Source organism: Micromonospora sp. CNZ309, from assembly GCF_002846525.1.
Map to the genome: position 1 here is coordinate 4,894,515 of NZ_PJNG01000001.1, position 13,570 is coordinate 4,908,084.

Here is a 13,570-nt window from a genome sequence, read left to right on the forward strand (position 1 = left end):
CGATCTGCGCCGTGCTCAGATGAAGCCGGCGGCCGTGCGGCCGTGGCTGTACGCGACCGGATCCCGGTCGGCCTTCCGGGCCGCCGGGTCGGCGACCCCCACAGCGATCAGGTAGATCACTTCCTCGTCCCGGGGCAGGCACCCCAGCCGGGCGGCGTACGCCTCGTCGAAGCCGCCGACGCAGGTGACGCCGACGCGTTCCCGGGCCGCGTTCAGGCACAGGCGCTGCGCCACGGCGGCGGCGTGGAGGTGCACCTCCGCCAGGCCGGCCCGGCCCTGCTCGCGCAGCAGCTCGCGCAGCGGGGTGTGCAGCAGCACGAGCGCGCCGGCGTGCCGCAGCCCGTCCTGCCGCTGGCAGGTGGCCAGCACGTCCTCCTCGTCCACCGAACCGCCGCCGGCCGGGTGCAGGGCGTGTCGTCGGACGGAGTAGGCGTACGCGCCGGGGGTGATCCCGGTCACCGCGCGCGCCACCACGCGGACTCCGACGCCTGCTCCGGCGAGTTCGGCGAAGTCGGCGGCGAGTCTCCCGTCCAGCCCGTCGAGGAGACCGGCGAGCTGGTCGAGGGAGACCGCCGCCGGAAGGAAGCCCTTGGCCGACTGCCGGCGCTCGGCCAGCGCCGCGTGCTCGACCGGCCCGCCCTTGCTGCGGCGCAGCGCGACGTCGGCCGACGGGTCGGCCGCCGGTGGTTCGGCCACCGAGGTGACCTTGCCGGGGCGGGCGACCGCCGTCGGCGCGTAGGAGAGGCTGATGTCCCGCAGCGCCTCGAAGTTCCGGCGCTCCGGGTCACCTGGGGGTTCCAGCCAGGCCTGCCGCCGGTCCCGCCACACGGGGGTGAGCACCCCGTCCCCGCCGGTCGGCGACTCGACGGCCGCCCGGCCGGCCGACGCCGGACCGGGCACGGTGACCGTCACCACGGCCTGCGGTTCCCGGCAGGTGCCGGCCAGGCCCAGGGCGTGGGTCAGCCACTGGCGGCGGAACCGCAGGTGGATGGCGGCTTCCAGGCCGGCCGCCCGGGCCGCGAGGGCCAGGTTCGTGGCGGCGTGGCCGATGTCGAGGTAGGTGTACAGGTAGCCGCGCCGCCCGTACTTGGCCATCGAGGTCCAGGGCCGGGCGACCAGGGTGACGACGGCGTGCACCGGCGCGGGCGCGGCGTCGGCCAGCCCCGCCTCGGCGACCAGTTCGGCCAGCGGCACCGGTGGCGCCGAGGCGAGCGGGTTGAGCTGCCCGGAGTCCACCTCGTACAGGTAGGTGACGCACCGCTCGCCGAGGCTCACGCCGACCAGCACCTCGAAGGGGTACAACGCGCCGGCCGACGGGGTGGTACGGGCCTGGACGAAGTTGCCGCCCTTGGCCAGGACCGTGCCGGCCCGCTGGCCGCACCCGCGGACGAGCACGCCGGCCAGGGCGGCCCGGATCGCTTCCTCCGTGCCGGCGGCCGGCTCGGCCTGGTCCGGGTAGCGGGCGTCGTCGGCGCTCAGCCGGGTGGCCTCCCAGAACTCCAGCAGCGGGGTGTCGGACCGGAGCTGGGTGCGCATGGCTTCCTCCGTTCGCGGGCACACGACAACCGGGCCTCCCCGCCGGGTGGCGAGCGGAGTGCGGGCCCGTCCGGAATTCGGGCCGCGGGATGTCGCGACCCCTATTCGGCGGTCATTTCGTCACCATCGTCGGCCGGCCCTCCGCACGGTGCATCTCTGAAATTGCGCAGCCTGCGGAACTGATGCCGGCCACGCAATCGGCGCACCCGTGCCATCATTTCCGAATGCGGTCGGACCAATTGTGCGAAGTCTGGTGGGCGCGGTTGGAGGAATTGCGTTCCGCGCATCTGGAACTGCTGGACGCCGACGAGCTACGTCGGCGCGAGGGCTTCGCCCGCGACGCCGACCGCGACCGGTTCACCCTCGGCGTGGCCCTGGCGCGGCTGGCCGTCGGCGCGCACCTCGGCGTGCCGGCGCGTCGGGTGCCCCTGCGGCGCCGCTGCCCGGACTGCGGGGGCCCGCACGGCCGGGTCACCCTGCCCGGCTGTCCGCTGCACCTGTCGGTGACGCACGCCGGGACGCTCGTCGGCGTGGCGGTGACCGCCGCCGGGCCGGTCGGCCTCGACGTGGAGCAGGAGGTAAAACTGGACTGGCGGCGCCTGGCCCGGCGGATCCAGGGCCCCGGCGAGGGCGACCCGATCCGCTCCCGGGCCGGCTTCCTGCGGTGTTGGACGAGGAAGGAGTCGGTGCTCAAGGCCACCGGCGACGGGTTGCGGGTGCCCATGTCGGAAGTCGTCCTCGGACCGGGCCCGACCCTGCTGCGCTACCGGTCGCGGGTGCACCCGCCGGCCCACCTCACCGACCTGCCGGCGCCGCCGGGCTACGCCGCCGCGCTGACCGTGCTGGCCGCGGCGGCACCACAGGTGGCCGCTGCGGCGTCCGGCGGGCTGCTCGGCGGGGCCATCGACCGCGCAATCTGCGAGAAGACCCCCTGAGTACGACGGACGCAGAATGGGAGCCGGGCATCCGACGGGCGCCAGGCGAGCCGCTCCGGAATTGCCCCGAGGCCGTTGTGGACAAGACACTTGTCGATCAATTTGAGCCGCCCGACATTCCCCCGATCCATTCAGGAAGGGTGCATCAGATGCGGGTTCTCTTCGTCACCTACGCCGAACGGACCCACTATTTCCAGATGGTGCCGATGGCGTGGGCGCTGCGTACCGCGGGGCACGAGGTCCGGATCGCCAGCCAGCCCGCGCTCCAGGACACCATCGTCGCGTCGGGGCTGCCCGCCGTGTCGGTCGGCCGGGACCACAGCTTCGACCAGGTGCTGGTGGAGAAGTCCGATGACGAGGGCTGGTCGGAGCGGGTGGCGAACGTGCTCATCGACCCCGCCAGCGTGGCGTACGACGACTACGTCCGCTTCCTGCGGGAGGCCACCATCTACTCGGGCCAGGTCTTCAACGACCCGATGGTCGACGACCTGGTGGCCTACACGCGGCAGTGGCAGCCGGACCTGATCGTCTGGGAGATGTTCACCTTCGCCGGGGCAGTGGCCGCCCGGGCCACCGGAACCCCGCACGTACGCCTGCTCTGGGGCGCCGACGTCATGGTCCGGATGCGGCAGCACTTCCTGTCGCTGCTGGCACAGCAGCCGCCGCAGCGGCGACAGGACCCGCTCGGCGAGTGGCTGGCGCAGACCGCGGAGCGCTTCGGCACCTCGTACGACGAGGAGCTGATCACCGGCCAGCACACCCTGGACCAGTCCCCGGCCAGCATGCGGCTGCCGCTCGGCCTACCCACCGTCACGGCGCAGTACGTGCCCTACAACGGGCCATCGCGGCTGCCGGACTGGCTGCGTGAGCCGCCCTCGCGCCCCCGGGTCTGCATCACGGCGGGCATCTCGATGCGCGGCTTCCACGGCCACGACCCGGTCCCGCTCAAGACCCTCCAGGCATTCGGCGACCTGGATCTGGAGGTCATCGCCACCCTGGTGCCGCCCGAGGGCGAGACGATCGACCTGCCGGACAACGTGCGGCTGGTCGACTTCGTGCCCATGCACGCGCTGCTGCCCTCCTGCGCGGCCGTGGTGCACGTCGGTGCGGCCGGCATCGGCGCGACGGCCACCCGCTACGGGGTGCCCCAGCTCACCCTCGTACCGGCCCAGTGGGACGCCCCGGTCCGCGCCGCACGGATCCAGGAACTGGGGGCGGGGCTGAGCATCCCGCAGGAGGAGGTCACCCCCGAAATGGTCCGCGAGGCGGTCCTGCGGCTGGTCACCGAGCCGTCGTTCCGGGCGGCCGCCGACCGGCTGCGGGCCGAGGTGCTGGCGGAGCCGACCCCGAACGAGGTGGTCCGGGTCCTGGAACGGCTGGTCACGCCATGCGACCCGCGCTGACCGCGCCGCCGCACCGCCCCTGCCGGTCCCCGGTGCCCGCCGCGCCGCGCGTGCGCTCCGGCCGGCCCGCCCTCCGACGGGGGGCCGACCGGTGACCGGCGCGGCCCGCGCCGGCACGGCGTCGGCCACCACCGGCTGGCCCGATCCCGAACTGCGGCAATGGTACGAACAGCGGTGCGAGGCCAGCACCAGCACGGTGACGCAGGTGCCGCTGGACGCGTTGCGCGACTGGCGGACCGACCCCGTGACCGGGGACCTCGGGCACCGCAGCGGTCAGTTCTTCACGGTGACCGGGCTGGACGTGCGCGGCGAGGGCGGGCCGGTGCCGGGCTGGCAGCAGCCCATCATCTCCCAGCCGGAGATCGGGCTGCTCGGCCTGCTGGTGCGCCGCAGGGCCGGGCTGGAGTGCCTGGTCCAGGCCAAGATGGAGCCCGGCAACGTCAACGGGGTGCAGATCTCCCCGACGGTGCAGGCCACGCGCAGCAACTACACGCGGATCCACGGCGGCGCCGAAACCCCGTACATGGAGCACTTCGTCCGGCCGGCGCGGGGCAGCGTGGTCGCCGACGTGCTCCAGTCCGAGCAGGGCTCCTGGTTCCTCGGCAAGCGCAACCGGAACATGGTGGTCGAGGCGGCCGGACCGGTCCCCGCGCAGGAGAACTTCCGCTGGATCACCCTGCGGGACCTGCAACTGCTCATGGGCCTCGACAACGTGGTCAACATGGACACCCGCACGGTGCTGGCCTGCCTGGCGGCGGCGCTGCCCCCGTCGACCAGGACGACGGGCGACGCGTTCGCCGACCTGGTGGCCCGGGGCTTCTCCCCCGACGCCGGCGCGGTGGAGCGCGACGTCGACGTGTTGAGTTGGCTCACCGCGCTGCGCAGCCACCGTCCCCTGGACGTCCGGCGGATCGGGCTGTCGACGGTGAGCGGCTGGCATCGTGACCGGTACGCGATCGACCACGACGGCGGCCGGCACTTCGGCATCATCGGCGTGGAGGTGCGCACCACCGTCCGGGAGGTGCCCGGCTGGCGGCAGCCGTTGCTGCGGCCCCGGGGGCGGGGCATCGTCGCGTTCCTCGCCCGGCCGATCGGCGGCGTGCTGCACGTGCTCGCCCGTGCGGCCGTCCAGCCAGGTCTGCGCGACGCGCCGGAGATCGGCCCGACCGTGCAGTGCCGGCCGGAGAACTACGCCCACCTGCCGACGTCGCGCCGGCCGCCGTTCCTGGACGCGGTGCTGTCCGCGCCAAGCGAACGGATCCGTTACGACTGCATGCTCTCCGAGGAGGGCGGCCGGTTCCACCACGCGGAGAACCGGTACATGGTGGTGGAGGCCGACGAGCGCGTGCCGGTGCGACCGTCGGAGGAGTTCCGGTGGGTCACGCCGCGTCAGCTGGCCACGCTGCTGGCGCACAGCCACTACGTCAACGTCGAGGGTCGGTCGCTGCTCGCCGCGCTCTACAGCCTCGCCGGGTCGTGCCCGTGAACCGCCCCGAGCCGCTCCGGCTGGGCGTGCTGGGCTGCGCCGACATCGCCTGGCGCCGTACCCTGCCGGCGGTGCTCGCCGAGCCACGGCTGCGGCTGGTGGCCGTGGCGAGCCGGGAGGGCCGGCGTGCGCGGCAGTTCGCCGACCGGTTCGGCGCCGCGCCGGTCACCGGATACGACCGGTTGCTCGACCGCGACGACATCGACGCGGTGTACGTGCCGCTGCCGGCCGGGCTGCTGCCGCGGTGGGTCGCCGCCGCCCTCGCCGCCGGCCGGCACGTGCTGGCCGAGAAGCCGCTGGGCCGCACCGGCACCGAGGCACAAGAAATGGTCGCCCGGGCCACCGCCGCGAATCTGGTCCTGATGGAGAACGTGGCGTTCCAGCTGCACCCGCAGCACGAGGCCGTCCGGCGGCTCGTCGCCGCCGGCGAGATCGGCCCGCTGCGCACTCTCACCAGCGTGTTCGGCATCCCGCCGCTGCCGCCCGAGGACACCCGCTACCGGCCGGAACTCGGCGGCGGGGCGCTACTCGACCTCGGCTTCTATCCCCTGCGGGCCGCACAGATGTTCCTCGGGCGGGAACTGCGGGTGATCGGCGCCCACCTGCTCCCCGGACCGTCGGGGGTGGACGTCGCCGGTTCCGCCCTGCTCGCCTCCCCGGAGGGCGTCGAGGCGGCGGTGTCGTTCGGCTTCGGCCACGCCTACCGCAACGCCTACGAGTTGTGGGGCGGCGAGGGCCGGCTGGTGCTGGAACGCGCGTTCACCCCGCCGCCGGAGCACCGACCCGTGCTGAGCCTGCACGGCGCGGCCGGCACCCGGCGGCGCACCCTCCGCGGCCACCACCAGTTCGCCGCGCTGGTCGCGGACTTCGCCGCAGCGGTGACGACGCGGCGGGACCTGCGCCGCCACCACGACGAGGTGATCGGCCGGGCCGCCCTGGTCGACGCGGTCCGCCGCCACGCCGGTGTGGAGACCCCGTGACCCGCCCGCGCGCCGTGGTGGTTGGTGCCAGCGGCTTCCTCGGACGGCATGTGCGCTCCGCGCTCACGACCGCCGGCTGGCAGGTGGTGGCCGCCGCCCGCCACCCGGACGGGCCGCGTCGGATCGCCCTGCCCCCCGCCGGGCCGCTGCGCCCCGTGCTGGCGCCGGCCCTGCGCGACCTGTCGCCAGCCCTCGTGGTCAACGCGGCCGGGCTGATCTGGCGTCCCGAGCCGGCGGCGATGGCGGTGGCCAACGCCGAGGTGCCGGAACAGATCGCGCTCGCCCTGGCGGACAGCGGCGTCCCGGCCCGGCTCGTGCATCTCGGCTCGTGCCTGGAGTACGCCCCGGTGCCGCCGCCGGTCGCAATCGACGAGCGGACACCCACCCGGCCCACCAGCCCCTACGGCCGGACCAAGCTGGAGGGCTGCCGCCGGCTGGGGGCGGTCGCCGTCGCTCGTGGGCTCGACGCCGTGGTGCTGCGCGTGTTCAACGCGATCGGACCCGGCATGTCGCCGGTGAGCGTGCTGGGCGCCGCGCTGGCCGCGCTGCGGGCCGCTCGCGGCCGTGGCGGGCGGGCCGAGCTGCGCCTGTTGAACCTGCGGCAGCACCGCGACTACGTCGACGCCCGGGATGTCGCGGACGCGGTGGTCGCGGCGGCAACCGCGGCGGTGGGCGAAGACCGGACGCTGAACGTCGGCTCGGGGGTGGCCCGCTCGGCGGAGGAGGTCGTCCGCGCCCTCGCCGGCGCGAGCGGGGTCGGCCACGACCTCGTCCTCGTGCCGGCCCCGGCGGGGGCCGCCCGGGCGGCCGGCGCGGGCTGGCAGCTGGCGGACATCCGACGGGCCCGTGCGGTGCTCGGCTGGTCGCCGCGCCGCTCGCTGAGCACGACCGTCCGGGACGTCTGGTCGTACGCGGACGCCGACTACCCGGCCCACGCGACTCATGGAAGAGAGAAGGGCGAGCAGGCATGACTGACCTCAAGGCGAGAATCCTCGAACTGGTGCACGAGTACCACCGGGAGCAGAGCGGCGCCGGGGAGTTCGTGGCGGGCGAGACGCCGGTGCTCTCGTCCGGCCCGGTCTTCGACGAGACGGAGCGGGCCGCGCTGGTCGAGGCCGCACTGGACATGCGGATCGCGGCGAGCACGTACGCGGTGCAGTTCGAGCGGCGCTTCGCGCGCCACTTCGGGATGCGCAAGGCGCAACTGACCAACTCCGGCTCCTCGGCCAACCTGCTCGCCCTGTCGGCGCTCACCGCGCACGAGCTGGGCGACCGGCGGCTGCGCCCGGGCGATGAGGTGATCACGGTGGCGGCCGGTTTCCCCACCACCGTCAACCCGATCGTGCAGAACGGCCTGGTGCCCGTATTCGTCGACGTGGACCTCGGCACCTACAACACCACCGTGGAGCGGGTCCGGGCCGCGATCGGGCCACGGACCAAGGCGATCATCGTGGCCCACACGCTCGGCAACCCCTTCGACGCCGCGGGAATGATGGCGCTGGCCGAGGAGCACGGCCTGTGGCTGATCGAGGACAACTGCGACGCGGTGGGCTCGCTCTACCAGGGCCGGCCGACCGGCACCTTCGGACACCTGAGCACGGTCAGCTTCTATCCCGCCCACCACATCACGATGGGCGAAGGTGGCTGCGTACTGACCAACAGCCTGGAGCTGTCGCACCTGGTGCAGTCCTTCCGGGACTGGGGGCGTGACTGCTGGTGCCGACCCGGTGAGGACGACCGCTGCCACAAACGGTTCGGCTGCCAGCTCGGCACGCTCCCCTTCGGGTACGACCACAAGTACACGTTCTCGCAGATCGGCTACAACCTGAAGACGACCGACCTGCAGGCCGCGCTCGGGCTGCGCCAGCTCGACCGGGTGGCGGCGTTCGGCGAGGCCCGGCGCAAGAACTGGCAGCGGCTGCGCGCCGACCTCGACGGGGTGCCGGGCCTGTTGCTGCCGGAGGCGACCCCGGACAGCGACCCCAGTTGGTTCGGCTTCGTCATCACGGTCCGGCCGTCGGCCCCGTTCACCCGCAACGACCTGGTGCTGCACCTGGAGTCGCAGCAGATCCGCACCCGGCTGCTGTTCAGCGGCAACCTCACCCGTCACCCGGCGTACCGGCAGGTCGACTACCGGGTGGCGGGAACCCTGGAGAACAGCGACGTCATCGTCGACAACACCTTCTGGATCGGCGTCTATCCCGGCATCACCGACGAGATGACCGCGTACGTGGGGCGCACGATCCGGGAGTTCGTGGCCGAGAGATCCCGCGGCTGAGCCGCAGCGCCCACGGGCCCGGCCGGACATCGTCCGGCCGGGCCCGCGCTCGTCGCACCCGGTCAGGACCGGTCGCGGCGGTGTTGCGCGGTCAGCCCCTCCAGCAGCGGCACCACGTCGCGGGGCGTCGGCACCGCGAGCAGCTCGCGGCGCAACCGCTTCGCGTTCTCGGCGTACGACGGGTCGCCGAGCACCCGGTCCAGCGACTTGCGCAGCAGTTCCCCGGTCAGCTTGTCCGAGTCGGCCACGTAGACGCCGGCCCCCTGGTCCTCGACCCCGTTCGCCACGGCCAGCGGGCCGAACCACTTCTCGCTCCAGTACGTCCCCGGCACCACGAGCTGCGGAACGGCGTGCTCGTACGCCGACGCGGAAGCGCCGTTGCCGCCGTGGTGGACCACCGCCCGGCAGGTGGGCAGCAGCACGTTCAGCGGCACGAAGTCGACCAGCCGCACGTTCGCCGGCACGGGCGTGTCGCCCACCTGCGCGGCGTTCAACGTGGCCACCACCTCCACGTCCATCCCGTCGACCGCCTCGAAGAGGTCCGCCGCGGTCGCCTCGGCGACGTCGGCGGCCCGGTGCGACACGCCGAGGGTGAGGCAGACCCGCGCCCGTCCGTCCGGCCGGTGCAGCCAGTCCGGCACGATCGACGGCCCGTTGAACGCGGTCGGCCGGACGTGCAGGTGGCGGGCCCCCGCCGGACGCCACATCCACGGCGGCTGGGTGTCGATCGTCCAGTCGCCGGTCAGCACGTCCTCGTCGAACCCGCTGCCGTAGCGCTCCAGCAGCGGCTCCAGCCACTCGCGCAGGGGGTCCCGGTCGGGGCGTCGGCGCAGCGCGGCGGCACGGAGCTGGACGTACCCGTCGGCACCGAACAGCAGGCGGGCGTGCGCGGCGCCGCAGGCCCGGGCCGCCACCGCGCCGGCGTAGCTCAACCCGTCCCAGATCACCAGGTCCGGACGCCAGGCGCGGGCGAAGCCGACGAGGTCGTCGAGCATGTCGTCGGGGCACAGGTGCCGCAGCAGATGGCGGGTGAGGTAGTCCAGCTCGCCGTACGGGTCCTCGCGGGCGTAGTCCTCCTGCCGGGGGCGGTCGGGGGCGGCCGGCTTCTCCGCCGGCTCGGCGGCGGCGACCCTCATGAGGGCCTCTCCCATGCCCGAGCCGACCAGCACGCCGGTCAGGCCCGCCTGCACGATGCTCTCGGCGAGGTCCGGCTGGGTGGCGACGCGGACGTCGTGTCCGGCGGTACGCAGGGCCCAGGCCAGCGGGGTCAGCACGAACAGGTGCGAGGCGAGGGCGGGTGGGGTGACGAACAGGACGCGCACAGGTCTCTCCTAACGTCGGGCGATGGTCAGTGGCGGCACGGGACGGGCCGCCACGGCCGGCCGGGCGGCCGGGAGGGGCAGGGAGCGCGGCCGGTGCGTCGGGGCGGGCGCCGGCACGGGCGCCGCCTCGCAGCCGAACGCGGTGGCGAGGCTGCGCAACGCCCGGTGCAGTACGTCCGCGGCGCAGACCGCCTCCACGAGCGTGTTCGACACGGACATCGCGAGCGTCGTCACCCCGACCCGGTGCAGCGCGTGCTGGAACCTGGGCAGCACCTGCGGGTCGGCGCGGATCCCCTGGCCGTGCAGGGTCAACCGGGCCACGTCGTCGCGGCAGCGCACGCTCACGGTGCCGCCCGCCGGCCGGCTCTCGGCCAGTGCCACCAGGACCGACGGGCCGTCCGACCGGGCGGTGACGAAGCTCAGCCCGGTTCCGTCGGGCGCCGGCAGCAGCGTCAGCATCTCCGCCGCGGCGCCGACCCGGCCGACGGCGGCGAGGGCGGCGGCGACGTCGGCGGCCCCCGGCAGGCCGGACACGGACACCAGCACCCGGGTGTGGTCGTGGGTGAGGCGGCGGATGATCGACCCTTCCATCTGGCGGCCCCCGGATGCTCGACGGTGACGGCGGGCACTCACCCGCCGGTGGTTACCGGCCCCGGCGGCGCCCGGGCCGGGCGGGGGCGCAGGCCGGGTCCGGCCGGTCGTCGTGACGGCATGGGTCACCCCGCGTCTCTGCGGTGGGTGGCGGGAGCGCACCGCCGGCGGCGGGCGCTCGGCTGTAGCGGGTGCGGGCGGAGGGGGGACCGTCCCGGCAGTCGCAACCGGTGCGCCCGTGTCCCAATTCTCGACCCGGGGCGGGGACGGCGTCTTCTTCGATCATGCCGGCCCGGCTGCGGCCGGTCAGCCCAGCAGCCCCAGCAGGTACTCGCCGTACCCGCTACTGCACAGCGGCCGGGCCAGCTCGCGCAGCTCCGCGTCGCTGATCAGCCCGGCCCGCCAGGCGGCCTCCTCGACACAGCCGATCTTGCAGCCCTGCCGCTCCTCGACGACCCGGACGTACTCGCCGGCCCGGGCCATGTCGGCGACGGTGCCGGTGTCCAGCCACACCGAGCCCCGGTCGAGGACGGTCACGCCCAGCCGGCGCTGCCGCAGGTAGTGGTCGTTGACGGCGGTGATCTCCAGCTCGCCGCGCGCGCTGGGCCGAAGCCCGCGGGCGACCTCCACCACGGTGCTGTCGTAGAAGTAGAGGCCGGGTACGGCGTACCGGGAGCGCGGGCGGGACGGCTTCTCCTCGATGGACAGCACGCGGCCGGCGTCGTCGAACTCCACCACGCCGTACGCCGAGGGGTTCGGCACCGGCCAGGCGAAGATGTGACCGCCCACCACCCCGGCGCCGGGCCGGGACCAGCGCCTCAGGTCGACGCCGTGGAACAGGTTGTCCCCGAGGATCAGCGCCGAGTTGCGCCCGCCGAGGAACTCCTCGCCGATCAGGAACGCCTGGGCGATCCCCTCCGGCCGGGGCTGCACGGCGTACTCCAGCCGCAGCCCCCACTGGGAGCCGTCGCCGAGCAGGCGGACGAAGGCATCCCGGTCGTCGGGTGTGGTGATCACCAGGATCTCGCGGATGCCGATCGAGATGAGCGTGGACAATGGATAGAAGATCATCGGCTTGTCGAAGACGGGGACGAGCTGCTTGGAGATCGCCTTGGTCACCGGCCAGAGCCGCGAGCCGGTGCCGCCCGCGAGCAGGATCCCGCGCATCGGCGGATCGGGCCAGAGCGCCGTGCCGGCACCCGGGCCGGGCCCGGCGCCGCGCCGCTCCCGACGGTGGGTCCGCGAACCAGATTCGAGCATGATCCCTCAGCCACCCAGACGTTGGTGGGACGCCGGGCGGGGCGGGCCGCCCCGCCCGGCCTACCGGTCAGCGCAGGTCGAAGGCGTACAGCTTGTTGTTGCCGGTGCCGATGTGGTATCCGGATCCCCAGTAGACGGACCCGTCGACGACGGCGGCGCCCGCGATCACCGAGCCGCCGCTGGCGAACCGCCACCGGATGGCGCCCGTGCGGGCGTCGAGGGCGTACATGTTGTCGCCGGTGCCGGCGCCGGAGCCGACGTACACCACGCCGTTGGCGGAGGTGACGTAGCCCATGTCGATGTCGCCCTGCGGGTCGGGGGTGCGCCACAGGATGCGGCCGGTCGCGGCGTCCAACGCCGCCCACATCCCGCCGGTCAGGGTGATCTCACCGCCGTCGGGAGAGGGGATCTTGAAGGGGATGCGGTCCGAGTTGGCCAGCGCCACGTAGATCCGCCGGCCGTCGGTGGACGAGCCCCACTGGATCCCGCCCATGCCGCCGGCAGGCCCCACCTTGGTCTTCCACACCACCCGGCCGTTGTCCGGATCCAGCGCCCAGTAGTCGCCGCTCTTCTGCCCGATCCCGAGCAACTCGCGCTGGCGCCCGCCGATCGTGGTGGTGTAGAGGTTCGGCGACGAGCCGAAGTTCATGTCGGTGCCCGGCGGCGGGTCCAGCTCGGACACCGCGTCGGCGCTCAGGGTCTTGTGCACCCAGCGGACCCGGCCGGTCCGCAGGTCGAGCGCGACCACCGCGTCGAAGTAGTCGTCGGCGGCCGGCAGCTCGCAGTCGGTCTGCTCGGGGCGGGTGCACACGCCCTCCGGCACCGTGTAGTTGTTGCCCGTGCCGACGTAGACCAGGCCCCGGCGACGGTCGACAACCGGGTTGCTCCCCCAGACGGCGCTGCCGGTGTAGCCCGGCGGTGCCATGTAGGTCCGCCACAGGATCCGGCCGGTACGCAGGTCGAGCGCGACGACGCTGCCCCGGAAGGTGTGCGGCGGCGGCAGGATCTCCGACGACGAGGAGATGCCGACGTAGACCACGCCCCGATCGATCACGGGGGCGCCGGTCACCTTCGCCCGCGGGTTGGGGTCGACCTGGGTGAGCCAGCGCAGCGAGCCGTCGCCCCGGTTCACCGCGATCACGGCGGCCCCGCTGGGCGACTCGATGGTGAAGCCCTTGCCGATCACGACGAGGTCACCCGAGACGGCCGGGGTGGTGCGGGAACCGTCGACCGGCGGCCCCGTGTAGTCGCTGATCGGATGCGACCACACCGGCGTGCCGTCGGAGGCCCGGATGGCCCAGAGCGTTCCACCGGCGTCCGGCACGTAGAGGATGCCGTCCACCACCGCCGGAGTGGCGTTGATGTCGCCGTTGGCGGTGAACACCCAACGGGGCCGCAGCCGCGCGACGTTGCGGGCGTCGATGGTTCGCTCGGTCGCAGCGTGCCTCGTGTTGTGCGTGTTCTGCCCGGCGACGGACCAGTCGCGTACCGACGGCACGCGGGGCCGCTCGCCGGCCCCCACCGGGGCCACGCCGACGAAGCCGGCGACCACCCCCAGGGTGACGATCCCTGCCAACATACGCATCCGCATGAGCGCTCCTCCTGGGTCGACCCGCCGCGCCGACCCGCCAGGGCGGGGGGCGGCGGACCACGACGTGGATCGGGGCGCCGGATCGGTCGCCGGACCGCGCCATGGCCCGGCCGGGCCCCCTCCGTCCCAGCATGGTGGGGCCCGGCCGGCCGGACATCTCGCAGGCTGCTCACTTCGGCCGTACGGAC

Annotated in this window: 11 protein-coding genes; 6 read left to right on the forward strand and 5 right to left on the reverse strand. The window is 74.1% G+C overall.

Features of this window, described 5'->3' with window-relative positions; genetic code table 11:
- Positions 1-15: 15 nt before the first annotated feature.
- A complete protein-coding gene (locus CLT72_RS20570; protein ID WP_101413183.1) occupies positions 16-1,536 on the reverse strand; it encodes a nitroreductase family protein in 1,521 nt (506 codons plus the stop codon).
- 272 nt (positions 1,537-1,808) lie between these two features.
- On the opposite strand from CLT72_RS20570, the gene CLT72_RS20575 reads away from it, so the two are divergent.
- The 6 genes from CLT72_RS20575 to rfbH all read left to right on the forward strand — a co-directional run bounded on the left by CLT72_RS20575 (position 1,809) and on the right by rfbH (position 8,618).
- Entirely contained in the window at positions 1,809-2,471 is a 663-nt protein-coding gene (locus CLT72_RS20575; protein ID WP_158242045.1) for a 4'-phosphopantetheinyl transferase family protein, read from the forward strand.
- A 149-nt stretch (positions 2,472-2,620) separates the two neighbouring features.
- Positions 2,621-3,874, forward strand: a complete 1,254-nt coding sequence (locus tag CLT72_RS20580; RefSeq protein ID WP_101413185.1) for an activator-dependent family glycosyltransferase — start codon at positions 2,621-2,623, stop codon at positions 3,872-3,874.
- 91 nt (positions 3,875-3,965) lie between these two features.
- Positions 3,966-5,360: an NDP-hexose 2,3-dehydratase family protein gene (locus CLT72_RS20585; RefSeq protein ID WP_101413186.1), complete on the forward strand. Its 1,395-nt coding sequence runs from the start codon at positions 3,966-3,968 to the stop codon at positions 5,358-5,360.
- The gene (locus tag CLT72_RS20590) at positions 5,351-6,340 is read left to right on the forward strand and encodes a Gfo/Idh/MocA family protein (protein ID WP_350823068.1); all 990 of its coding nucleotides are present in this window, start codon (positions 5,351-5,353) and stop codon (positions 6,338-6,340) included. The genes CLT72_RS20585 and CLT72_RS20590 overlap by 10 nt, the downstream gene beginning before the upstream one ends.
- On the forward strand, positions 6,337-7,311 hold the full coding sequence (locus CLT72_RS20595; RefSeq protein ID WP_101413188.1) for an NAD-dependent epimerase/dehydratase family protein: 975 nt from the start codon (positions 6,337-6,339) through the stop codon (positions 7,309-7,311). The genes CLT72_RS20590 and CLT72_RS20595 overlap by 4 nt, the downstream gene beginning before the upstream one ends.
- Complete coding sequence (rfbH, locus tag CLT72_RS20600; RefSeq protein ID WP_101413189.1) at positions 7,308-8,618, forward strand: lipopolysaccharide biosynthesis protein RfbH; 1,311 nt, start codon at positions 7,308-7,310, stop codon at positions 8,616-8,618. The genes CLT72_RS20595 and rfbH overlap by 4 nt, the downstream gene beginning before the upstream one ends.
- A 62-nt stretch (positions 8,619-8,680) precedes the next feature.
- Here rfbH and CLT72_RS20605 read toward each other — a convergent pair whose 3' ends face one another.
- The 4 genes from CLT72_RS20605 to CLT72_RS20620 form a co-directional block, all read right to left on the reverse strand.
- A complete protein-coding gene (locus CLT72_RS20605) occupies positions 8,681-9,940 on the reverse strand; it encodes an activator-dependent family glycosyltransferase (protein WP_101413190.1) in 1,260 nt (419 codons plus the stop codon).
- A gap of 9 nt (positions 9,941-9,949) precedes the next feature.
- On the reverse strand, positions 9,950-10,531 hold the full coding sequence (locus tag CLT72_RS20610) for a hypothetical protein (protein WP_101413191.1): 582 nt from the start codon (positions 10,529-10,531) through the stop codon (positions 9,950-9,952).
- A 306-nt stretch (positions 10,532-10,837) separates the two neighbouring features.
- Complete coding sequence (gene rfbA / locus CLT72_RS20615; RefSeq protein ID WP_101415288.1) at positions 10,838-11,698, reverse strand: glucose-1-phosphate thymidylyltransferase RfbA; 861 nt, start codon at positions 11,696-11,698, stop codon at positions 10,838-10,840.
- Between the two features lie 160 nt (positions 11,699-11,858).
- Positions 11,859-13,376 (reverse strand): outer membrane protein assembly factor BamB family protein, encoded by a 1,518-nt coding sequence (locus tag CLT72_RS20620; RefSeq protein ID WP_158242046.1) that lies wholly within the window; start codon positions 13,374-13,376, stop codon positions 11,859-11,861.
- Between the last annotated feature and the right edge of the window lie 194 nt (positions 13,377-13,570).